Raw genomic sequence first — 21,115 nt, 5'->3', positions numbered from 1 at the left:
AGATCAGTAATCTGCTTATCGGGTACAGCGCCTGCGCGAGGGGCCGCGCGGGCGAATGAGCGAAAGCCTCGGCCCAGAGGATAAATGAAAAGGGCCCGGAGCGGCGCTCCGGGCCCTCGATTCACGCTGGAACCAATATCAGTCGCGATCGCCGGTCAGGAACGACGGCGCGAATTCGGGTGCAGGCCCCTCGTCGTTACCACCACCTTCACGGCGCGGGCCACGATCGCGGCGGGGACCGCGATCGCCGCCGCCGCGCGGACCACGATCGCCACGGTCGCCGCCTTCACGGCGCGGACCGCGATCACCACGGGGACGTTCCTCACGGGGCGGACGGGTATCTTCCAGTTCGGCGCCGGTTTCCTGATCGACGACGCGCATCGACAGGCGCACCTTGCCACGCGAGTCGATCTCAAGGACCTTGACCTTCACTTCCTGGCCTTCAGACACGACATCGGTCGGCTTTTCGACGCGCTCGTTGCGCATCTCGGAAACGTGGACCAGGCCATCCTTGCCACCCATGAAGTTCACGAACGCGCCGAAATCGACGATGTTCACGACCTTGCCGTCGTAGATCTTGCCGACTTCGGCTTCCTGGGTGATGCCCAGGATCCACTTGCGGGCGGCTTCGATCTGGTTGACGTCGGACGAGCTGATCTTGATCAGGCCCTCATCATCAATATCGACCTTGGCGCCGGTCTCCGCCACGATCTCGCGGATCACCTTGCCGCCGGTGCCGATCACTTCACGGATCTTCGACTTGTCGATCTGCAACGTCTCGATGCGCGGAGCATGGGCCGACAGTTCGGTGCGGGTGCTGTCCAGCGCCTTGGCCATTTCACCCAGGATATGCGCACGGCCTTCCTTGGCCTGCTCCAGCGCAGCGCGCATGATCTCTTCGGTGATACCGGCGATCTTGATGTCCATCTGCATCGTCGTGATGCCTTCGGACGTGCCAGCGACCTTGAAGTCCATGTCGCCCAGATGATCTTCATCACCCAGGATGTCGGACAGAACGGCGAAGTCCTTGCCCTCGAGGATCAGGCCCATGGCGATGCCGGACACGGGGCGCTTCAACGGCACACCAGCGTCCATCATCGACAGCGAACCGCCGCAGACGGTCGCCATGGAGGAGGAACCGTTCGATTCGGTAATGTCGGACAGAACGCGGATCGTGTAGGGGAACTCGTCCTTGGTCGGCAGCACGGGGTGCAGCGCACGCCAAGCAAGCTTGCCATGGCCGACTTCACGGCGACCCGGCGCGCCGAAGCGGCCGACTTCACCGACCGAATAGGGCGGGAAGTTGTAATGCAGCATGAAGTTTTCGTAGCTCAGGCCCGTGAGGCCGTCGATCATCTGCTCCGATTCCTTGGTGCCCAAGGTGGTGGTGCAGATCGACTGGGTCTCGCCGCGCGTGAACAGCGCCGAACCATGCGTGCGCGGCAGGAAGCCGACCATCGCTTCGATCGGGCGGATCTGCGTGGTCGTGCGGCCGTCGATGCGGCTGCCGTCCTTGAGGATCGCGCCACGAACGATTTCGGCTTCCAGCTTCTTGCCGAGCTTGTTGGCCGCCATCTGGTCCTGCGGGGTCGCGTCGGCGAACGCTGCCTTCGCCTTGGCGCGGGCTTCGTTCAACGCATTCGAACGGGCCGACTTGTCGGTCAGCTTGTAGGCGGCGGCGATGTCCTTGCCGATCAGCTTCTTGAGCTTGTCCTTGGCGGCCGACAGGTCTGCCTGCTGCGCCATCGGCCAAGGCTCCTTGGCAGCCTTCTCCGCCAGCTTGACGATGGTTTCGACAATCTGCTTGCACGCCGTGTGGGCAAAGCCGACGGCGCCCAGCATGACGTCCTCGGACAGCTCCTTGGCTTCCGACTCGACCATCATGACGGCATCGTGGGTAGCGGCGACGACCAGGTCGAGTTCGCCGGCCTTCACGTCGTCCATCGACGGGTTGAGGCTATATTCGCCATCCTTGTAGCCGACGCGCACTGCGCCGATCGGCCCCATGAACGGGACGCCAGAGATGGTCAGCGCAGCCGATGCAGCGATCATGGCGACCATGTCCGGTTCGGATTCACCATCGAACGACAGCACCTGCGCGATGACGTTGATCTCGTTATAGAAGCCCTCGGGGAAGAGCGGGCGGACGGGACGGTCAATCAGGCGGCTGGTCAGCGTTTCCTTTTCGGTCGCACCGCGCTCGCGCTTGAAGAAGCCACCGGGAATACGACCGGCTGCGGAGAATTTTTCCTGATAGTGAACGGTGAGCGGGAAGAAATCCTGTCCTTCCTTCACCGACTTGGCGGCGGTCACGGCGCACAGCACCACTGTTTCGCCATAGGTGGCCAGAACCGCGCCGTCAGCCTGACGGGCAACGCGGCCGGTTTCGAGGGTCAGCGTCTTGCCGCCCAGTTCCATCGATACTTTCTTGATATCAAACATACTTGTTTTCCTTCGCCCGCGTCGGCCCTATTGCCGGGCGGGGCCTTTGGTGGACTCTTGTCAGGTCCAGGATCGGGGAGGAAACCTCCCCTGCCGTTCGGGCTGAGCCATTCGACGCCCAGTCCTTCTTCTCCCTCAGGAGAAGTGCAGCCCTTCGACAAGCTCAGGGCGAACGGTGTAGGGGAAATCCCCCGTCATATCGCAGTGCCGAATTGCCCGGCGACATGTTTCAGAATCAGAAACGGCCCCGCGCGGGGGCCGTCTCTTTCGTCAGACTTACTTGCGCAGGCCCAACTTGGCGATGAGGTCGGTATAACGCGCTGCATCTTTTTGCTTGAGATAATCGAGCAGCGACCGGCGCTTGTTGACCATCATCAACAGGCCGCGGCGGCTGTGGTTATCCTTGTGATGACCCTTGAAATGCTCGGTCAGGTTGGAAATGCGTTCCGAAAGGATCGCAACCTGAACTTCGGGAGATCCGGTATCGCCCTCGGCCCGGCCATGTTCCTTGATCAGCGCGTCCTTGCGCTCGGCAGTGATGGTCATCTAGTCTTCCTTCGGCATCAGGTTAAACCCGCGTACGACCCGGATTTCCGGGCCTTCCGCCTCCACCAGCGCGACAGGCGTTCCGCCTTCCATCGCCAGCATGAGACCGATATGCGGTTTCCCCATAAGCACTTTCCCCTGTCGGAGCATCAGCGCTTCATCTGGAGAGACGGGGAGAGCCGGGATGTCGTCCAGCCCCGCCGTCAACGGCAGCATCAGCTCACCGATGGCGCGCTCCTTAGCAGCATCGCGCAATTTGTCGAGCGAAATCGCGGCTTCCAGCGTGAACGGGCCGGCCCTGGTGCGCCTCAGCATGGTGACATGACCCACCGTCCCAAGCGCCAGCGCAATGTCGCGGGCAAGCGAGCGTATGTACGTACCCTTCGAAACATGAGCGGTCAGGGTGACGCTGTCCATCGTCTCCCCCAGGGTCTGACCGCCAGTGGCGAGGGAATAGACCGTCACGGCCCGCGTCTTCATCTCGACAGCCGTTCCCGCCCGCGCCAGATCATAGGCGCGCTGCCCATCGATCAGTATGGCGCTATAGGCAGGCGGAACCTGCTCTATCGGGCCGGTGAAGCGCGCCAGCACCGCCTCCACCTCTGCCAGGGTGGGACGACGGTCGCTCTCCGCCACCACCGCCCCTTCCAGGTCCAGCGTGTCGGTCTGCGCCCCGAACCGGCAGGTAAAGTCGTAAATCTTGTCGCTGTCGAGCATACGGCCCGCGAGCTTGGTCGCCTCGCCCACCGCAATTGGCAGCACGCCGGTCGCCAGAGGATCGAGCGTGCCGCCATGGCCTACCTTGACCTTGCCCGCACCGCTGTCCCGCAGTGCGCGCTTGACCGCCGCGACCGCCTGGGTCGAACCAAGGCCATGGGGTTTGTCGAGGATGATCCAGCCGTGCATCATCGGCCCCTAGACGGTCAGCGCCCGCCGGTCCACTCAACCTGCCCCGTTGTCCTAGCGGGTGATGGGTGCAAGTGCACTCAGCCAGCGAACCAATGCATCGGCCAGCGCCACGCGCCGGTCGGAAAAACTGTGGTCGGTGGGCCATATCATCAATCGCGCGTCGGGATTGGCCGACTGGGCGTCGCCTGCGACCTTGCGAGCCATGGTTGCCATGCCCCGCTCCGCACCGATGATCGTAAGTTGCCGGCGGCCATAGGCGACCAGCCGGCGGCCAAGGTCGAAGCGCGCGGGATCGGCTTTCAATTCGCCTGTCAGCAAATCATAGGACGCGCCCGCCAGCGGGGGAAGATCGCCTGCTACTTCCGCCCGCCACGTCGCTTCGCCTTCCGGCGTAGCGATGGCGGCGGCAGTGGCGGACGGGTCCCATGGGTCGACCAGGAACAGACCGGCGATGTCTCGGGCTTCGGCGGCGGCAGCGGCAGCGACGAAGCCGCCCATGCTGTGCCCGGCGATTGCGATGAGCGTGGTGTCGATCCGATATTTCGACGCCGTCGCCGGTTCATGCAGGAAATCGAGCGCGGTGCGCGCATCCTGCGCGGCATTGCCGAAGGAAAATGTGCCGGGACTACCCCAGGAACCGCGATAATGCAGTGTCAGCACATGCCATCCTGCCCGCCGTGCTGCCTGCGCCAGGTCCAGATTCTGCTCGTTGCCGGGAAATCCGTGGAGCAGCAGCAGCGTAGGGTGGGAACCCGGCCCTGCGGCCGTATATAGTACAGCATTCATTGCGCCATCCCGCGCTGGAATGACGAAGGCGCTCATGCCCGCCGGATGGTTTGGATCAGGTGCGGGATCGGCGATGACGGCGCGATGAAATGCAGGCTCCTTCGCCACCGCCGGCGCCGCCACGACGGCCAGCGCCGCGCCCATAAGCCAGATCGCCCGCATCATCCCATTCCTCCTCCTGGCCCTACGTCGGAAAATGAAGCTCGCGGCGACCGGCTTTATCGTCGCCGGGGAACGGCACGTCATTCCGTATCGTCGGACGCTTCCAGATCGCGCGCAACTTTCGGATGGCGTAGCAGCTTTTCGATATGACTGCCTTCGTCGAAGCTTTCGTCTGCCAGGAATTTCAGCTTTGCCGCATATTTGAGGCGAGTGCGGTTCGCGACTTCACGCTGCAGGAAGGCCGTGTTGGTGCGCAGGGCCTTTAGCACCGCTTCCTCATCCTTGCCCAGCAACGGCTTGATGAAGACCGTCGCGTGGCGCAGGTCCGGTGACATCCGAACTTCGGTGACGCTGACGACATGCTTGGCAAGCACATCGTCATGCACGTCGCCGCGCGTCAGAATTTCAGCGAGAATATGACGCACCTGTTCGCCAACGCGGAGCAGGCGGACGGATGGGCCTTCGGCTTGACCGGGCATAGTTCAATCCTCGTCCCCCCCGGCCAAGGCTGGGGGTTCGGGCAACGGGACGCAATCTGGATTGGCGACGCCCCCAAATCGGCGGGGCCTTCGCCATCAGACTACGTCGCCATCAGATTACAAGGTGCGGACGCGTTCCTCGACCTCGAACAGCTCCAGCGTATCGCCGACCTTGATGTCGTTGGTATCCTGCAACATCGTACCGCATTCCATACCGGCGCGCACTTCGGACACATCGTCCTTGAAGCGTCGCAGCGATGCGATGAAGGTTTTCGAAACGATGACGTCGTCGCGCGTGAGGCGCGCGTTGAGCCCCTTGCGAATGATGCCTTCCTTGACGAGCAGGCCAGCGGCCTTGTCCTTCTTGCCCGCCGGAAAGACCTGGAGCACTTCCGCGCGACCGACAATCGTTTCGATCCGTTCGGGCGCCAGTTGGCCCGCCATTTCGTTGCGGACTTCCTCGATCAGATCGTAGATCACGTCATAATAGCGCAGACTGATCTTTTCCCGCTCGGCAAGCTGCCGCGCCTTCGCATTGGGCCGCACGTTAAAGCCGATCAACGGCGCGCGGCTGGCGGCCGCCAGCGTCACGTCGCTTTCCGTGATCGCGCCCACGCCCGCATGCAGCACGCGCACCTTGATCTCGTCGGTCGAAATGCGGTTCAATGAACTGACGATCGCCTCGACCGATCCCTGCACATCGCCCTTCACCACCACCGGATATTCGATCATCGTGGTATTGAGCGCCGAGAACATATGCTCGAAGCTCGTCGGCGCGCTGGTCGTCCGCTTGCGGGTCGCCTGTTCCTGACGATAGGCCGCGACTTCACGAGCACGTGCCTCGTTCTCGACAACGCTCATCTGGTCGCCCGCCATCGGTACGCCCGACAGCCCAAGCACCTCGACCGGAGTGGAAGGACCGACCTGCTTCACATTCTCGCCCTTGTCGTTGACAAGCGCGCGGACCTTGCCGCTTTCAGCGCCGATGACGAAGGTGTCGCCGACCTTGAGCGTGCCCTTGCGGACCAGCACGGTGGCGACCGCCCCACGGCCCTTGTCCAGCTTGGCCTCGATCACATTGCCTTCGGCGGCGCGATCGGGATTGGCCTTGAGTTCCATCAACTCGGCCTGAAGCAGGATTTTTTCGATCAGTTCGTCAAGCCCGGTCTTCTTGAGCGCGGATACCGATACGTCCTGAACGTCGCCGCCCATATCCTCGACCACGATTTCATGTTCAAGCAGGCGTTCGCGCACTTTTTGAGGATTGGCTTCGGGCTTGTCGATCTTGTTGATCGCCACGATCATCGGCACGCCTGCCGCCTTGGTGTGATTGATCGCTTCGATCGTCTGCGGCATCAGGCCGTCATCGGCTGCCACCACCAAGATGACGATGTCGGTGACATTCGCGCCCCGTGCGCGCATCTCCGAAAACGCCTCATGGCCAGGTGTGTCGAGGAAGGTGATGACGTCCCCGCCCGCCGTCGTCACCTGATAGGCGCCGATATGCTGGGTGATGCCGCCGCTCTCGCCCGCCACCACGCTGGTGCCGCGCAATGCATCGAGCAGGGATGTCTTGCCATGGTCGACATGGCCCATGATCGTGACGACCGGCGCGCGATGCTTGAGCGTCTCGACTGCGTCGAGTTCGCCCTCGATGCCGATCTCGACATCGGCTTCGGACACGCGCTGGATGCGGTGGCCGAATTCCTCGACCAGCAGTTCGGCCGTATCCTGATCGATCGGCTGGTTGAGCGTGACCGCGGTGCCCATCTTGAACAGCGCCTTCACAAGGTCGGCGCCCTTTTCAGCCATACGGTTGGCCAGTTCCTGCACCGTGATGCTCTCGGGCACCACGACATCGCGCGACTGCTTCTCGCGCAGCTGCGCGCCGCCCGAATAATGGGCGCGCTTTTCCTTTTCACGCGCACGCTTGAGCGCGGCAAGGCTGCGGGCGCGAGCGCTGTCATCATCGGCCAGCGCCTTGGTGACGGTCAGCTTGCCCGCCTGACGACGATTATCGTCTCCACGCTTGCTGCGGTCGGGCTTGGCGGGCTCGGGCCGCTTGGCGGGGGTCACGGGGGTGAAGCGACGTGGCGGCGGAACGGCGGAAACCGGCCGCTCCGCAGATGCCGGTTGCTCCTGCGCCTCAGCGGCGGGCGCCGCCACTTCCGCGGCCGGATCGGCTGCTGCGACCGGCTCCTCGACAGGAGCGGGCGCCTCGACCGGCGCATCCGCTTCCTGACGACTATCTTCCGAACGGCGCTTTTCGTCCTCGACAGCAGCCAGGCGCGCGGCGTCCTCGCGACGACGGGCATCTTCCAGCGCGGTCATGCGCGCTTCCTCAGCCTCGCGCAGCAGCTTGGCCTGCAATTCCTGACGCGACATCAGGCTCGGCGGCGCGGCGGGCCGGGGCGTGGGGGCAGGCTGCGGCGCGCGGGCGACAGGCGCGACCGGCGCTGGCGCCGGTACGGGATCGGGCTGGGGCGCGGCGACAGGTGCGGCCACCTCTCCCGGCTTGCCCAGGATGCGGCGACGCTTCACCTCGACCACGACCGTATTCTTGCGGCCATGGCTGAACTGTTGCTGCACCTGACCGGACTCGACCGTCCGCTTGATACCCAGCGGCTTGCGGCCCAGAACCGGCTTGTCTTCCTTGCTGTCACTCATACGACTGAACTTTAACCCTTCACTTGCATCCGACCGGCAAGGCCCGTCGGCGCCTTATTCAATGATGCCCCTGAACACCCGGCGCAAAGGCGGAGTCCTGCTCCGCCGGCACAGGCGCATCGGTAGCGCAACCCAGATAGCTTTCCAAGCGGCCCAGCGCCGCACGCAGGCGCGAAGCTGCCCGCGAGTCGGTCACCGCAATATGGACGACATTGTCGCGCCCCATTGCCATAGATAGGGCGTTGCGGTCCACAGGCAAGACGATGCCGGCGAGATCGGACCCTTCAGCCTCCTGCCCCACACGCAATGCCTGGTCCAGCTTGCGGTTGCCGTCTAACGCGGCATCCGCCGCATGGAGCAGCAGCTTCACCTGTCCCTTGCGGCAGGCGACGTCGATCTTTTCAGAACCCGTCAGCAGCATCGAGGCCCGCGCCTCGAGTCCCAGCCGGCTGAGCAGATCCTGGCGCAATGCCGCTTCGATCCGCGCGGCCAGATCGTCTGGCACCTTTAGCTCGCCCGTCTTGAACGATCGCGCCAGTCCGCCCTTGAACTTGCCGTTGCCAAGGGCCTTTTCCAGCACGTCGCGCGACACACCGATCCACGCGCCGCGCCCGGGCGCCTTGGCGCGCACATCGGGCATCACATCGCCATCAGGACCGACCGCCAGGCGGATCAACCCCTCGGGGTCGGCCCGATCGCCGCTCAGGATGCATTTGCGTTCGGTCAAGCGTCACCCTCCGCTGAAACGGAAGTGACGATAGCGCCAACGCTGTCGGTAGCGCCTATCGCCTCATATGGGAGTGACCGCAGCATTGGCGTCCTCCCTTGGAGGAAGAGTGGACGCGCCGGCCCGATCGGCGACCAGCAGGCCGCCCGCGCCGTAGTTTTCCGTCGACAACTCGATGATGTTGACCTGCACCGCAGCCGCCGGCTTGCCCAGCCGCTGCACGAGCGACCGGGTTATGTCAGCAACCAGCGCGGCTTTCTGTTCGCGGGTGGCGCTGCCGGCGAGGCGGATGTCGACGAAGGGCATGAGGCTCAGGCTTCCTCGTCTTCGAACCAGTGGGCGCGCGCGGCCATGATGATCTCGTTGCCCTGCTCTTCGGACAGGCTGAAGGCGGCAAGGACCCCGCCCTTGTCCTCGGTCGCGTCGGTTTTGCGGCGGCGGGGATCGACGCGCTTCTTCTGCACCAGTTCATCGGTTGCAAGGTCAGCCAGATCGTCGAGCGTCTTGATACCCGCCTTGCCAAGCGTCACCAGCATCGCTTCGGTCAGATGCGGCAGTTCGGCCAGCGCGTCTTCGACGCCCATGCTCCGACGCTCTTCGCGCGCCGCAACTTCGCGGCGTTCGAGCGCTTCCTGCGCGCGGTTCTGCAACTCGGCGGCCAGATCATCGTCGAAGCCCTCGATCGAGGCCAGCTCGTCGATGCTGACATAGGCGACCTCTTCCAGCTCGCCGAAGCCTTCGGCAACGAGCAGTTGCGACAGCGTCTCGTCCACGTCCAGTTCGTTCTGGAACATTTCGGAGCGCTGGACGAATTCCTTCTGGCGCTTCTCGCTCGCATCCGCTTCGGTCATGATGTCGATCGCCTTGCCGGTCAACTGGCTGGCGAGACGGACATTCTGCCCGCGACGGCCGATGGCGAGGCTCAGCTGGTCGTCGGGGACGACCACCTCGATCCGCTCTTCTTCCTCGTCGATGACGACGCGGGCGACCTGCGCGGGCTGAAGCGCGTTGACGACGAAGGTGGCCGTATCCTCCGACCAGGGAATGATGTCGATCTTCTCGCCCTGCATTTCCTGCACGACCGCCTGCACGCGGCTGCCCTTCATGCCGACGCACGCGCCGACCGGATCGATGCTGCTGTCGCGGCTGATGACGCCGATCTTGGCGCGGCTGCCCGGATCGCGGGCGGCGGCCATGATGGTGATGACGCCATCATAGATTTCGGGGACTTCCTGCGCGAACAGCTTCTTCATGAAGTCGGGATGCGCGCGGCTGAGAAAAATCTGCGGCCCGCGATTTTCGCGGCGCACGTTCAGGATCACCGACCGGATGCGGTCGCCGACGCGGACGACTTCGCGCGGGATCTGCTGGTCGCGGCGGATGACGCCTTCGGCCCTGCCCAGATTGACGACGACATGGCCGAATTCGACCGACTTGACGACGCCGGTGATGATTTCGCCGACGCGATCCTTGAATTCCTCGAACTGGCGCTCGCGCTCGGCATCGCGAACCTTCTGGAAGATCACCTGCTTGGCCGACTGCGCGTCGATGCGGCCCAGGTCGATCGCGGGCAGCGGATCGACGATGAAGTCACCGACGACGGCGTCCTTCTTGAGCTTCTGCCCTGCCTTGAGATCGACCTGCTTGAAATAGTCCTCGACCGTTTCCACCACTTCGACGACGCGCCACAGGCGCAGATCGCCGGTGTCGGGATCGAGCTTGGCGCGGATGTCGTTTTCGGCGCCGTAGCGGGCGCGGGCTGCGCGCTGGATCGCATCTTCCATCGCCTCGATGACGATCGCCTTGTCGATCATCTTTTCCGACGCCACCGAATTGGCGATGGCGATCAGTTCGGCCCGGTTGGCGGAAATGGCGTTGGCCATGCTAGAACCCTTATCCTTCGGTTTCGATTTCGTCCGCGCCTTCGGAAGACAGCGGCATGGTAGCAGAAATAAGTGCGTCGGTCAGCACCAGCTTGGCGCCCTCGACATTGGCGAAGGCAATCGTCAGGTCGCCGACCTTGGCGTCCTGAAAGACTATATCCTCGCCCTCCAGCCGCATCAGCCGGCCCTTGAACGTCTTGCGCCCGTCGATCGCTTCCAGCACGGTGATCCGCGCATCGAAGCCCGCCCAGTCGGAAAAGTCGTGGAGCCGGGTCAGCGGGCGATCTATGCCCGGCGAACTGACTTCCAGCCGATAGGCCTCCTCGATCGGATCGACCTCGTCCAGAAGGTCCGACAGGCGGCGCGAGATGGCGGCGCAATCCTCGATCACCAGCTGTTTGGTGTCGGGCCGTTCGGCCATGATCTGCAAGGTGCGCTCGTCGCCCGACCCGAACAGCTTCACGCGCACGAGATCGAAGCCCAGGGCTTCCACCTCCGGCTCGATCAGCGCTTTAAGGTCGGCGATTTCCGCCATGCAAACTCCAGATATCAAGACAGGCTGTTGCCGCCGCGGGCTTGGAACCCGCGACCCTGACATGTTTGACGATGTAAGGAAGCAGGGGCGATATAGGCGGGAAGGCGCAAGGCTGCAACATTATTCGTCAGGCCCGATCGGGAGCCGTCGAGCGCCGCTTCACCATCAGGGCGGGATGGCGCTTAACTTCGCACTTTTCACGCTCGATCGGGTTTTTTATACCCCGGACGGGACATTATATTACAATAAGCAATCGGCGGGACGGTCTATGGCCAGTGAGGATAGCATCCCACCGCACTGTAGGACAGTGCGCCATTCGCCCGCCCTTTCATTCGCCGCGATAAGCCTGTATCGGCCCGCCATATTTTTCGCATGTCAAAGGCAGACAGATGGGTTTTCGTTGCGGTATCGTCGGGCTTCCCAATGTGGGCAAGTCCACCCTGTTCAATGCGTTGACCGAGACGCAGGCGGCGCAGGCGGCGAACTATCCCTTTTGCACGATCGAACCCAATGTCGGGCAGGTCGCGGTGCCCGATCCGCGGCTGGACACGATCGCCAGGATCGGCGGGTCGGCCAAGATCATCGAGACGCAACTGGCCTTCGTCGACATTGCCGGGCTGGTCCGCGGCGCGTCCAGGGGCGAGGGCCTGGGCAACCAGTTCCTGGCCAATATCCGCGAGGTGGACGCCATCGTCCATGTGCTGCGATGCTTCGAGGATGACGACATCACCCATGTCGAGGGCAAGGTCGATCCGATCGCGGACGCCGAGACGGTGGAAACCGAACTGATGCTGGCCGACCTCGAAAGCCTGGAAAAGCGCGTGCCCAACCTGTTGAAAAAAGGCGCGCAGGGCGACAAGGAATCGAAGGCGGCCGCCGCCGTCCTGGGGCAGGCGCTCGACCTGCTGCGCGAGGGCAAGCCCGCCCGCCTGACGCAGCCGCGCGACGATGAGGAACAGCGGCTGTTCGCCCAGGCGCAACTGCTGACCGCCAAGCCCGTCCTCTATGTCTGCAACGTCGAGGAAGAGGCCGCATCGGAAGGCAATGCGTTCAGCGCCCGCGTGTTCGAGAAGGCGGCGGCCGAAGGCGCCAAAGCGGTGATCGTGTCCGCCGCGATCGAGGCGGAACTGGTGACCATGCCGGTCGAGGAGCGCGGCGAATATCTCGAAGCGCTGGGGCTGACCGAAGCGGGATTGGCCCGCATCATTCGCGCGGGGTACGAACTGCTGGGCCTCATCACCTTCTTTACCGTGGGGCCAAAGGAAGCGCGCGCCTGGACCGTGCACAAGGGATCGAAGGCGCCGCAGGCCGCGGGCGCGATCCATACCGATTTCGAAAAGGGCTTCATCCGCGCCGAAACCATGGCCTATGCCGATTATGTCCAGTTCAATGGCGAGGCCGGGGCCAGGGAGCATGGCAAGTGGCGCGCCGAGGGCAAGGAATATGTGACGCAGGATGGCGACATCATGCTGTTCCGGTTCAACGTCTGATCGCCCATTGCCGCCCAAGTCCGCTTTCCCGCCCAGCGTCGACGCCGACACCCGTTTGCTGATCCTGGGCAGCCTGCCCGGCGACGCATCGATCAGGCAGGGCGAATATTACGCCCATCGCGGCAATGCCTTCTGGGCGTTGATGGGCGACGTGCTGGACGAGGATCTGCGCGCGCAGCCCTATGCGCTGCGCCTGAAGCGGCTGAAGGCGCGCGGGGTCGGCCTGTGGGACGTGATCGAGCAGGCCGAGCGGACGGGCAGCCTCGACAGCGCGATCCGAAGCGCGCAATTGCGCGATCTGAACGCTTTTGTCGCGACCCTCCCCGCGCTTCGGGCCGTCGGCTTCAACGGCAGGACCGCCGCGCTGCACGGTCGCCGCCAGCTGGCCGCGACCGCCGGGATCGCGCTGGTCGACCTGCCTTCGTCCAGCGGCGCCTATGCCTCGATCTCGCGCGACGCCAAGCGGGCGGCCTGGCGAGGCTTGCGCGACTGGATCGGCTGAACCGCGCCGAAGCCGCCTTATCGCGCGGACCTGGCCCCGACCCCGTGCGCGCCCCAGGCCGCAGCGGCGACCAGCAGCGCGCCGACCGCCTGGTGCAGCACCGCGAGCGGCAGGGCGATGCCGCTGATCACGGTGGCGATGCCAAGAACGATCTGGGTGCCGAGCGCCGCGTTGATCGCGATCGACGCGGCGCGCTGCCCCCGCGCCCTTGCCCGGCGGGCGAGCAGGATCAGGGCGGCGGCGGCAACCCATGCCCACCAGCGATGAATGAAATGGACGAGATAGGGATCGTTCGACACGGTGGCCCAAAGCGATCCCAGCCAGCCTATCCCTTCGGGAACGACATGGTCGTTCATCAGCGGCCATGTGCTGGAGACATAGCCGGCATTGAGCCCGGCGGTGAACGCGCCGAACAGCAGTTGCACGAACAGGATGGCAAGCGCCGCCAGCGACAGGGGAACGAGGCGCGCGGGCGCGGCGCGGCTGTGGTCGAGCGCGATCAGATCGAGCGCGGTCCACACCAGCCCGCCGATGATGAACAGCGCGGTGAGGAGATGGACGGCGAGGCGATAATGGCTGACATCGGTGCGGACCGACAGGCCGGACGTGACCATCCACCAGCCGATCGCGCCCTGAAAGCCGCCGAGTGCCAGCAGGGCGACGAGGCGGGGGCCATAGCCCGCCGGAATGGCGCGCGTGCATGCGAACCAGGCGAACGGCAGCGCGAAGGCGAGGCCGATCAGCCGGCCAAGCAGCCGATGCAGCCATTCCCAGAAGAAGATGAACTGGAAGTCCGACAGGCTCATGCCCCGGTTGATTTCGCGATATTCGGGAATCTGCTGGTAGAGGCGGAAGGCATCCATCCATTGCGCGTGGGTGAGCGGCGGGATCGCCCCGGTGATCGGCTTCCACTGAGTGATCGACAGGCCCGATTCGGTCAGCCGGGTGATGCCGCCGACCACGACCATGATGAAGACCAGAGCGGCAACGGCGAGCAGCCAGCGCGACAAGGCAAGCGGGCGCGGCGCGGCGGCGGAGGGACGGTGGAGGGTCATGCCCCGGTCCATGCCGACAAGCGCGCGCGGTGGCAAGATCAGCGGCAGGCGCGCCGCCCGGTCGCGCCGCGTTCGGCCTGGTCGAGGTGGAGATGGTCGCGATGGGCGGCGTTATAGTCGGGCGACAGCACGGTGGCGAACAGGTCGCAGGCGCCGTCGCGAACCTGGCGCAGGAAAGCGGCGTCCTTCCCCTGCCCCTGCCAGCCGCCGACCACGGTGATGCGCCGGCCATCGGCGAGGGTGAAGCCGGCGATGTCGATCGCATCGGCGGTGGCATGTTCGCTGAAATCGCCTTCGCTTCGACCATAGAGTCGGCGGCAGCTGTAGCTGCCAAAATGGCGGATGGCGCGGACCGGCTGGCCGAAACGGGCCTGTGCGGCGGGCTGGACGACATGCCATTCCCACAGCCGCAGCGCGGCGGCGACCGGGCAGGATGGCGCGACGGCGGGGGGCGCCAGGGCGATGGCGCCTGTTTGGGGCTTCAGGCGGACGGCATCGGCATAGGCGCATTGCCCTGTCCCGCCAGGCGCCATCGCGCCATAGGCTATGCCGGCGCGATCGAGCAGCGAGCGGCAGAGCGCGGGCGAACGGGTGAGCGCGGCGAGCTTTCGCCCGGTGAACAAGCCCACAGGTTGCGACAGGTCGAGATCGGTCCAGGGCAGGTCCTGCGGCCGCTGGCGAAGGAAGGCGAAGCCCGCCAGCGCCAGTGCGGCCAGCGCGGCGATCCACAGGAGGCGGCGGATGATCAGATGTAGTCGGCGCATGCCCCCTAGTTACGGGGCACGTTGGCAAAGGGTTCCGAAGTGATCGGATATCCCAGATGCGTGGGGATGCACAGATGGGGAACGCCATCGCGATCCTCCAGCCAGGGCGTGACCGTTTCAACCGGCGTCGCCATGGCGTGGGCGATGGCGGCGGCGCAATCGGCGAACTGGGCAAGCCGTTCCAGATTGCGGCGGGTGGGGAAGATGATGAGGCCATCGCCAGCGTCGCACGCCGCGATCACCGCCGCCGCATCGGCCCAGAACAGCCGGATATTTTCGGTCGCGTCGGCGGTCGCTTCCTGCCCGCGCGGCGCGCGCGCCAGATAGAAGCGGGTGTCGAACACGCGGCGGACATGATCGACACGGGCGGGATGCCAGCGCGCGAAAGGCGTGAGGCAGTGAATGTCGAGGGTGACGCCATGGTCCGCCAGCAGATCAGCGAAAGGCGCGCCGTCATGCAGGGCCGCGCGCATGGCGGCCAGCGCGGGAGCGGGAAAACCTTGCGGCAGGCCGAGGCCGATGCCGCTTTCCTCCAGCGTTTCGCGAATGGCCGCGACCCGCGAGGCACGCTCGTCGAGCGCGAGCGCCGGACCCAGCCCCTGGGCGATGGCGAAGTCGGCGGGGTCCAGCGCACCGCCGGGAAACACCAGTGCGCCAGCGGCAAAGGCCATGCTGTGAGCGCGCTGGACCATCAGCAGTTCGGGATGGGCCGCAGGCCGATCGCGCAGCAGCACGACCGTCGCCGCCCGCCGGTCTGGTTTCGAATCGATCATGACGGCTGCTGTGGCGCACCGCGCGCCAGCATGTAAAGTCCCTGGTGGAGCCTAGCGGGATCGAACCGCTGACCTCGTCATTGCGAACGACGCGCTCTCCCAGCTGAGCTAAGGCCCCCGAGGGAGACAGCCCTATAAGCGAGCGATCCGTGCCTTGCAACGGTCTTTTGCGGGGTTGGCGTGCCGGTGAGGATGTGCAAGATCGGAGCAAAATCCGCCCGGCTTTGCGGGCGACGATATGGAGAAGCCTGTATGAGCGACACCCCCCTGCTCTACCCCGTGCCCGCCGACCTGCGCGCGCAGGCCCGCTATCCCGACGCGATGGTGGCAGCGATGCGCGCGCGGGTGAAGGCCGACCCGGATGCCTTCTGGCTGGAGCAGGCGCGGGCGCGGCTGGAATGGACGACGCCGCCGACGCGGGCGGACGAAAGCAGCTTCGACGAGGCCGATTTCGGCGTCAGATGGTTTGCCGACGGGGTGATCAACCTGTCGGCAAACTGCATCGACCGGCACCTGGGCGAGCGGCCCGACCAGCCCGCGATCATCTGGGAAGGCGACGATCCCGCCGACAGCCGGGTCATCAGCTATCGCCAGCTGCATGAGGAAGTGTGCCGCTTCGCCAATGTCCTCAAGGAGCAGGGCGTGGCGCGGGGCGACCGGGTGACGCTGTACCTGCCGATGATCCCGGAGGCCGCCTTTGCAATGCTGGCCTGCGCGCGGATCGGCGCGATCCACAGCATCGTGTTCGGCGGCTTTTCGCCCGACAGCCTGGCCAGCCGCATCAGGGATTGCGATTCGCGGTTGGTGGTGACCGCCGACGAAGGGTTGCGCGGCGGCAAGAGGGTGCCGCTCAAGGCCAATGTCGATGCGGCGCTGGTGCAATGCACGTCGGTCGAGACGGTGATCGTGATCGCGCGCACCGGGACCAAGGTGGCGATGACGCCGGGCCGCGACATCCCCTATGGCCCGGCGCGCGACGCGGCGGCGACCGATTGCCCGCCCGAACCGATGGGGGCCGAAGACCCGCTGTTCATCCTCTACACATCCGGGTCCACCGGCACGCCCAAGGGGGTGCTGCATAGCACCGGCGGCTATCTGTTGTGGGCGGCGATGACGTTCGATATCGTCTTCGATTACCGGCCGGGCGAGGTTTTCTGGTGCACCGCCGATGTCGGCTGGGTCACCGGGCACAGCTATGTCGTTTACGGCCCGCTCGCCAATGGCGGTACGACATTGATGTTCGAAGGCGTGCCCAACCATCCCGACCACAGCCGGTTCTGGCAGGTGTGCGACAAGTGGAAGGTCAATATCTTCTACACCGCGCCGACCGCGCTGCGCGCGCTGATGCGCGAGGGCGACGACTATGTCACGCGCACGTCGCGCCGGTCGATCCGCATATTGGGCAGCGTCGGCGAACCGATCAATCCCGAAGCATGGGAATGGTATCACCGGGTCGTGGGCGAAGGGCGATGCCCGGTCGTCGATACATGGTGGCAGACCGAAACCGGCGGCATATTGATCGCGCCGCTGGCGGCGACGACCGACCAGAAACCGGGATCGGCGACGTTGCCCTTTTTCGGGGTCGAACCGTTGCTGGTCGATGCCGGGGGCGCCGTGCTGGAAGGCGCAACCGAGGGCAATCTGTGTATCGCCAGAAGCTGGCCGGGGCAGATGCGGACGGTCTATGGCGATCATGCGCGCTTCTTCCAGACCTATTTTTCCACCTATCCGGGGCGCTATTTCACCGGCGACGGATGCCGCCGCGACGCCGACGGCTATTACTGGATCACCGGGCGGGTGGACGACGTCATCAACGTGTCCGGCCACCGGATGGGCACCGCCGAGGTCGAAAGCGCGCTGGTCGCCCATGCCAAGGTCGCCGAGGCGGCGGTGGTCGGCTTTCCGCACGCGATCAAGGGACAGGGAATCTATGCCTATGTCACGCTCAATGCTGGCGAGGACGGCGACGACGCGCTGCGCAAGGAACTGGTCGCCTGGGTGCGGCGCGAGATCGGCCCGATCGCCAGCCCCGACGCGATCCAGTTCGCCCCCGCCTTGCCCAAGACGCGGTCGGGCAAGATCATGCGCCGCATCCTGCGCAAGATCGCCGAGGGCGACACGTCATCGCTGGGCGACATATCGACGCTGGCCGATCCTTCGGTGGTCGAGACGCTGATCGCCGACAGCCAGCTGGTGTCGAACTGACATGACCCGGCACCTGCCCTGGATCATGACCGCGATACTGGGCGCGGTGGCGCTGGCGGTGGTGGCGGTTTCGCGCGGCGAGGCGGTCAACGCGCTGTGGATCGTGGTCGCGGCGGTCAGCTGTTTCCTGGTCGCCTATCGCTATTATGCGCGCTTCATCGCCCGCACGGTGATGCGGCTGGACCCGGCGCGACCGACGCCTGCGGTGCGGCGGGGCGACGGTCTCGACTATGTGCCGACCGAACGCGCGGTGCTGTTTGGCCATCATTTCGCGGCGATCGCGGGCGCGGGGCCGCTGGTGGGACCCGTATTGGCGGCGCAGATGGGCTATCTGCCCGGAACGCTGTGGATCATCGTCGGCGTCGTGCTGGCGGGCGCGGTGCAGGATTTCATGATCCTGTTCATTTCCATGCGCCGCGACGGCAAGTCGCTGGGCGAGCTGATCCGCATGGAAATGGGGCAGGTCGCGGGCACGATCGCGCTGTTCGGGGCGTTCATGATCATGGTCATCATCCTGGCGGTGCTGGCGCTGATCGTGGTCAAGGCGCTGGCCGAAAGCCCGTGGGGGATGTTCACCGTCGCCGCCACCGTGCCGCTGGCGATGGCGATGGGCGTCTATACCCGCTGGATCAGGCCGGGGCGGATCGGTGAAGTGTCGCTGCTGGGCCTCATCGGCCTGCTGGCGGCGATCGTCTATGGCCAGGCCATTGCCCAGTCGCCCTATTGGGGGCCGATCTTCACCTTCACGCCGCTGACCCTGTGCTGGATACTGATCGGCTATGGCGCGGTCGCTTCGGTGCTGCCGGTATGGCTGTTGCTCGCGCCGCGCGATTATCTGTCCACCTTCCTCAAGATTGGCGCAATCGCGGCGCTGGCGGTCGGCATCGTCATCATGGCGCCGCCGCTCAAAATGCCGGCGCTGACCCAGTTCGCGGACGGCGGCGGGCCGGTCTGGTCGGGCGGCCTGTTCCCCTTCCTGTTCATCACCATCGCCTGCGGCGCGGTGTCGGGATTCCATGCGCTGATTTCCAGCGGCACCACGCCCAAGCTGATCGCCAGCGAAGCCCATGCGCCGATCATCGGCTATGGCGCGATGCTGATGGAAGCGTTCGTCGCGATCATGGCGCTGGTGGGAGCGTCGATCCTGGACCCCGGCATCTATTTCACCATGAACAGCCCCGGCGCGATCATCGGCACCGATGCGGCAAGCGCATCGGCGGCGGTCACGGCGATGGGCTTTCCGATCTCCGCCGACCTCATCACCCACACGGCGAAGGATGTCGGCGAACACAGCATCATCAGCCGGACGGGCGGCGCGCCGACGCTGGCGGTGGCGATGGCGGAGATTTTCAGCCATGTCGTCGGCGGCCCGGCGATGAAGGCATTCTGGTATCATTTCGCGATTCTCTTCGAGGCGCTGTTCATCCTGACGGCGGTCGATGCGGGCACGCGCGCCGGGCGCTTCATGCTTCAGGACCTGATCGGCCTCGCCGCGCCGCGCTTCAAGAATAATCAGGGGATGGCGCCGGGCATCGTCGCCACCGCGCTGACCGTCGCTGCCTGGGGCTTCTTCCTCCATCAGGGCGTCACCGACCCGCTGGGCGGGGTCAATACGCTGTGGCCCGTGTTCGGCATTTCGAACCAGATGCTGGCCGCCGTGGCGCTGATGCTGGCAACCGTGGTGCTGTTCCGCATGAAGCAGGACCGCTATGCCTGGGTGACGATGCTGCCGACGGGCTGGCTGCTGGTCTGCACGCTGTCGGCGGGGTGGCTCAAGCTGTTTTCCGATGACCCCAAGGTCGGCTTCCTGTCGCATGCGGCAAAGTTCGGCGCGGCGGCAGCGCGGGGCGAGGTTCTGGCCCCGGCCATATCGATGGCGCAGATGCGGCAGATCATCGTCAATGATTATATCGACGCGGGATTGGTGGCGCTGTTCCTGATCGTGGTGCTGGCGGTGCTGGCCTTCGCCGTCCGCAGTGTCCTAGCGGCGCGGCGGATCGGGGCGTCGACGACGCGGGAAATTCCCGATTTGCGGGCAGCGGCGGCATGATCGGCCTGCTCGACACGCTGCGCCGCACCGCGCGGCTGATGGTGGGCATGCCCGATTATGACGCCTATTTGCGGCACATGGCGCTGCACCATGCGGGCGAACCCGCGATGGACCGGATCGCCTTTTTCCGCGACCGGCAGGAAGCGCGCTATGGCGGAAAGAATGGCGGGCGCTGCTGTTGATCAGCCTTTGGCATTGAACCCCGCCACCATCCCCGCCGCGATCGACAGCGCGATTTCCGCCGCGCCGACGGCGCCGATGTCCAGCCCGGCCGGGCCGTCGATCCGCGCCAGATCGTCCGCACCGAACCCCATCGCGCCCAGCCGTTCCAGCCGCGCGGCGTGGCTGCGGCGCGAGCCGAGCGCGGCGATGTAGCCGGTCGGCGCGCGGATCGCCGCGGCGAGGGCCGGGTCGTCGATCTTGATGTCGTGACTCAATGTCACCACCGCCGTCGATGCGCCGGGATGGCGCGCGGCGATGGCGTCATCGGGCCAGCGGTCGTCCAGTTCCACGCCGGGGAAGCGTTCGGCGGTCAGGAAACGGCCGCGCGGGTCGATCACGACCGGGGTCACGCCGATCGCGCGCGCCAGGGGGCCGAGCGACTGGGCGATCTGGACCGCGCCGACGATCAGCAGGCGGCGGGGCGGATCGTAGCGGTTGACGAACCGGCCCTCTATCGCGCCTTCGCGGGTGATGGCCGTGGCGAGGTCTGTCGATAGGGCGATCCCCTGCCCGCGCGCCGACGCCGCCGCGATCCGGCCGAACAGGGCAGGCGTGAACCCGGCGTCCGAGACCGGCTGGATCAGCACCGCGATCTCGCCCCCGCACGGCAGGCCGACGGCCCAGGCGTCGCCATCGGCCACGCCATAGGTGGCGACGTGGCCCGCCCGCCCGGCGATCACTTCGCCCGCGCGCTGAAATATGTCGGTTTCGACGCAGCCGCCCGACACGCTGCCTTCGAACCGGCCATCGGCGTGGATCAGCATGTGGCTGCCGCGCGGTCGCGGGGCCGATCCCCATGTGGATATGACCGTCGCCAGCGCCATGGGGCTGCCGCGCCATTCCAGTGCCCTGGCGATCACCGCGCCATTGTCGTTCACATGCCTGTCTCCTGCCCTGGTCCGCCAAAATAGGGACAGA

General features: G+C 65.5%; 19 protein-coding genes and 1 tRNA gene. 5 read left to right on the top strand and 15 right to left on the bottom strand.

The window, feature by feature from the left end; genetic code table 11:
• Window positions 1-138: 138 nt before the first annotated feature.
• The 10 genes from pnp to rimP all read right to left on the bottom strand — a co-directional run bounded on the left by pnp (window position 139) and on the right by rimP (window position 11,136).
• Window positions 139-2,442 carry a polyribonucleotide nucleotidyltransferase gene (pnp, locus tag WG908_RS11090; RefSeq protein WP_340186646.1) on the bottom strand — a complete coding sequence of 768 codons (2,304 nt, stop codon included), beginning with the start codon at window positions 2,440-2,442 and terminating at the stop codon, window positions 139-141.
• A gap of 276 nt (window positions 2,443-2,718) precedes the next feature.
• On the bottom strand, window positions 2,719-2,988 hold the full coding sequence (rpsO, locus tag WG908_RS11085) for a 30S ribosomal protein S15 (protein ID WP_340186645.1): 270 nt from the start codon (window positions 2,986-2,988) through the stop codon (window positions 2,719-2,721).
• Window positions 2,989-3,894, bottom strand: coding sequence for a tRNA pseudouridine(55) synthase TruB (truB, locus tag WG908_RS11080; protein WP_340186769.1), 906 nt, complete (start codon window positions 3,892-3,894; stop codon window positions 2,989-2,991).
• A 54-nt stretch (window positions 3,895-3,948) separates the two neighbouring features.
• Window positions 3,949-4,845 (bottom strand): alpha/beta hydrolase, encoded by an 897-nt coding sequence (locus tag WG908_RS11075; protein ID WP_340186768.1) that lies wholly within the window; start codon window positions 4,843-4,845, stop codon window positions 3,949-3,951.
• A gap of 80 nt (window positions 4,846-4,925) precedes the next feature.
• Window positions 4,926-5,324, bottom strand: a complete 399-nt coding sequence (rbfA, locus tag WG908_RS11070; RefSeq protein ID WP_340186644.1) for a 30S ribosome-binding factor RbfA — start codon at window positions 5,322-5,324, stop codon at window positions 4,926-4,928.
• A gap of 117 nt (window positions 5,325-5,441) precedes the next feature.
• Window positions 5,442-7,991, bottom strand: coding sequence for a translation initiation factor IF-2 (gene infB, locus WG908_RS11065; RefSeq protein ID WP_340186643.1), 2,550 nt, complete (start codon window positions 7,989-7,991; stop codon window positions 5,442-5,444).
• A gap of 58 nt (window positions 7,992-8,049) precedes the next feature.
• Entirely contained in the window at window positions 8,050-8,718 is a 669-nt protein-coding gene (locus WG908_RS11060; protein WP_340186642.1) for a DUF448 domain-containing protein, read from the bottom strand.
• A gap of 63 nt (window positions 8,719-8,781) precedes the next feature.
• On the bottom strand, window positions 8,782-9,024 hold the full coding sequence (locus tag WG908_RS11055) for a tautomerase family protein (protein WP_340186641.1): 243 nt from the start codon (window positions 9,022-9,024) through the stop codon (window positions 8,782-8,784).
• 5 nt (window positions 9,025-9,029) lie between these two features.
• A complete protein-coding gene (nusA, locus tag WG908_RS11050) occupies window positions 9,030-10,601 on the bottom strand; it encodes a transcription termination factor NusA (protein WP_340186640.1) in 1,572 nt (523 codons plus the stop codon).
• Between the two features lie 10 nt (window positions 10,602-10,611).
• Window positions 10,612-11,136, bottom strand: a complete 525-nt coding sequence (rimP, locus tag WG908_RS11045; RefSeq protein ID WP_340186639.1) for a ribosome maturation protein RimP — start codon at window positions 11,134-11,136, stop codon at window positions 10,612-10,614.
• 389 nt (window positions 11,137-11,525) lie between these two features.
• On the opposite strand from rimP, the gene ychF reads away from it, so the two are divergent.
• Together ychF and WG908_RS11035 are read left to right on the top strand one after the other, a co-directional pair.
• Window positions 11,526-12,626 carry a redox-regulated ATPase YchF gene (gene ychF, locus WG908_RS11040; protein WP_340186638.1) on the top strand — a complete coding sequence of 367 codons (1,101 nt, stop codon included), beginning with the start codon at window positions 11,526-11,528 and terminating at the stop codon, window positions 12,624-12,626.
• Complete coding sequence (locus WG908_RS11035) at window positions 12,592-13,128, top strand: DNA-deoxyinosine glycosylase (protein WP_340186637.1); 537 nt, start codon at window positions 12,592-12,594, stop codon at window positions 13,126-13,128. The genes ychF and WG908_RS11035 overlap by 35 nt, the downstream gene beginning before the upstream one ends.
• Before the next feature lie 17 nt (window positions 13,129-13,145).
• Here WG908_RS11035 and WG908_RS11030 read toward each other — a convergent pair whose 3' ends face one another.
• The 4 genes from WG908_RS11030 to WG908_RS11015 all read right to left on the bottom strand — a co-directional run bounded on the left by WG908_RS11030 (window position 13,146) and on the right by WG908_RS11015 (window position 15,838).
• Window positions 13,146-14,183 (bottom strand): COX15/CtaA family protein, encoded by a 1,038-nt coding sequence (locus WG908_RS11030; protein ID WP_340186636.1) that lies wholly within the window; start codon window positions 14,181-14,183, stop codon window positions 13,146-13,148.
• 38 nt (window positions 14,184-14,221) lie between these two features.
• Window positions 14,222-14,947 (bottom strand): extensin-like domain-containing protein, encoded by a 726-nt coding sequence (locus WG908_RS11025; protein WP_340186635.1) that lies wholly within the window; start codon window positions 14,945-14,947, stop codon window positions 14,222-14,224.
• A 5-nt stretch (window positions 14,948-14,952) separates the two neighbouring features.
• Window positions 14,953-15,720 (bottom strand): NUDIX hydrolase, encoded by a 768-nt coding sequence (locus WG908_RS11020; protein ID WP_340186634.1) that lies wholly within the window; start codon window positions 15,718-15,720, stop codon window positions 14,953-14,955.
• A 42-nt stretch (window positions 15,721-15,762) separates the two neighbouring features.
• Window positions 15,763-15,838, bottom strand: a tRNA-Ala gene (locus WG908_RS11015).
• Between the two features lie 134 nt (window positions 15,839-15,972).
• Here WG908_RS11015 and acs point away from each other — a divergent pair.
• The 3 genes from acs to WG908_RS11000 are packed head-to-tail and all read left to right on the top strand — an operon-like array spanning window position 15,973 to window position 20,157.
• A complete protein-coding gene (gene acs / locus WG908_RS11010) occupies window positions 15,973-17,925 on the top strand; it encodes an acetate--CoA ligase (protein WP_340186633.1) in 1,953 nt (650 codons plus the stop codon).
• A gap of 1 nt (window position 17,926) precedes the next feature.
• A complete protein-coding gene (locus WG908_RS11005; RefSeq protein ID WP_340186632.1) occupies window positions 17,927-19,975 on the top strand; it encodes a carbon starvation CstA family protein in 2,049 nt (682 codons plus the stop codon).
• The gene (locus tag WG908_RS11000; protein ID WP_340186631.1) at window positions 19,972-20,157 is read left to right on the top strand and encodes a YbdD/YjiX family protein; all 186 of its coding nucleotides are present in this window, start codon (window positions 19,972-19,974) and stop codon (window positions 20,155-20,157) included. Before WG908_RS11005 ends, WG908_RS11000 begins: the two co-directional genes overlap by 4 nt.
• On the opposite strand, the gene WG908_RS10995 is transcribed toward WG908_RS11000, so the two are convergent.
• A complete protein-coding gene (locus tag WG908_RS10995) occupies window positions 20,158-21,075 on the bottom strand; it encodes an XdhC family protein (protein WP_340186630.1) in 918 nt (305 codons plus the stop codon).
• Window positions 21,076-21,115 lie beyond the last annotated feature (40 nt).

Source organism: Sphingobium anseongense, from assembly GCF_037725245.1.
Taxonomy (GTDB): domain Bacteria; phylum Pseudomonadota; class Alphaproteobacteria; order Sphingomonadales; family Sphingomonadaceae; genus Sphingobium.
The sequence above is the reverse complement of the archived record's forward strand: the minus strand, read 5'-3'. Positions and strand labels throughout refer to the sequence as shown.

What these genes read in the sequence shown, in the direction of transcription:
- pnp (WP_340186646.1), bottom strand. Translation starts at nt 2,442, where the DNA reads ATGTTTGATATCAAGAAAGTATCGATGGAACTGGGCGGCAAGACGCTG.
- rpsO (WP_340186645.1), bottom strand. Translation starts at nt 2,988, where the DNA reads ATGACCATCACTGCCGAGCGCAAGGACGCGCTGATCAAGGAACATGGC.
- truB (WP_340186769.1), bottom strand. Translation starts at nt 3,894, where the DNA reads ATGCACGGCTGGATCATCCTCGACAAACCCCATGGCCTTGGTTCGACC.
- WG908_RS11075 (WP_340186768.1), bottom strand. Translation starts at nt 4,845, where the DNA reads ATGCGGGCGATCTGGCTTATGGGCGCGGCGCTGGCCGTCGTGGCGGCG.
- rbfA (WP_340186644.1), bottom strand. Translation starts at nt 5,324, where the DNA reads ATGCCCGGTCAAGCCGAAGGCCCATCCGTCCGCCTGCTCCGCGTTGGC.
- infB (WP_340186643.1), bottom strand. Translation starts at nt 7,991, where the DNA reads ATGAGTGACAGCAAGGAAGACAAGCCGGTTCTGGGCCGCAAGCCGCTG.
- WG908_RS11055 (WP_340186641.1), bottom strand. Translation starts at nt 9,024, where the DNA reads ATGCCCTTCGTCGACATCCGCCTCGCCGGCAGCGCCACCCGCGAACAG.
- nusA (WP_340186640.1), bottom strand. Translation starts at nt 10,601, where the DNA reads ATGGCCAACGCCATTTCCGCCAACCGGGCCGAACTGATCGCCATCGCC.
- rimP (WP_340186639.1), bottom strand. Translation starts at nt 11,136, where the DNA reads ATGGCGGAAATCGCCGACCTTAAAGCGCTGATCGAGCCGGAGGTGGAA.
- ychF (WP_340186638.1), top strand. Translation starts at nt 11,526, where the DNA reads ATGGGTTTTCGTTGCGGTATCGTCGGGCTTCCCAATGTGGGCAAGTCC.
- WG908_RS11035 (WP_340186637.1), top strand. Translation starts at nt 12,592, where the DNA reads ATGGCGACATCATGCTGTTCCGGTTCAACGTCTGATCGCCCATTGCCG.
- WG908_RS11030 (WP_340186636.1), bottom strand. Translation starts at nt 14,183, where the DNA reads ATGACCCTCCACCGTCCCTCCGCCGCCGCGCCGCGCCCGCTTGCCTTG.
- WG908_RS11025 (WP_340186635.1), bottom strand. Translation starts at nt 14,947, where the DNA reads ATGCGCCGACTACATCTGATCATCCGCCGCCTCCTGTGGATCGCCGCG.
- WG908_RS11020 (WP_340186634.1), bottom strand. Translation starts at nt 15,720, where the DNA reads ATGATCGATTCGAAACCAGACCGGCGGGCGGCGACGGTCGTGCTGCTG.
- acs (WP_340186633.1), top strand. Translation starts at nt 15,973, where the DNA reads ATGAGCGACACCCCCCTGCTCTACCCCGTGCCCGCCGACCTGCGCGCG.
- WG908_RS11005 (WP_340186632.1), top strand. Translation starts at nt 17,927, where the DNA reads ATGACCCGGCACCTGCCCTGGATCATGACCGCGATACTGGGCGCGGTG.
- WG908_RS11000 (WP_340186631.1), top strand. Translation starts at nt 19,972, where the DNA reads ATGATCGGCCTGCTCGACACGCTGCGCCGCACCGCGCGGCTGATGGTG.